The following is a 283-nucleotide window of genomic DNA, read 5'->3' as shown; positions in this document are numbered from 1 at the left end:
AACGCAATTGTAGCCGGATCTGGCTGATCAACCTCTCCTCTCGATCTCCTCTAACTTTTTTAGGAACAGGTTCTCGGCCCGAAGGCGCTCGTTCTCCCGCTCGATCTGTTGGATGCGACGTTCAAGCTTCTCCTCGTTGGTCAGTTCCTCTTCTTGCTTTGTCCGTCCGCGCCGGTCCTCGAGCCCGTGCACGCCGTCGGCGTCATATTTTTTCGTCCAGCCATAGACCTGCTGGTACGACACGGCGAATATCTCGGCTGTCCGTTGATAGTTCCGTCCGTTG

At 55.8% G+C, this 283-nt stretch carries 1 pseudogene; it reads right to left on the bottom strand.

Annotation, left to right across the window (positions count from 1 at the left end):
• Window positions 1–283 (bottom strand): annotated as a pseudogene (locus EVJ22_RS15410) (helix-turn-helix domain-containing protein); the annotation flags it as partial.

Source organism: Exiguobacterium sp. SH0S7 (assembly GCF_004337195.1).
Lineage (GTDB): Bacteria > Bacillota > Bacilli > Exiguobacteriales > Exiguobacteriaceae > Exiguobacterium > Exiguobacterium aurantiacum_A.
This window is presented reverse-complemented; position numbering and strand designations above follow the sequence as displayed.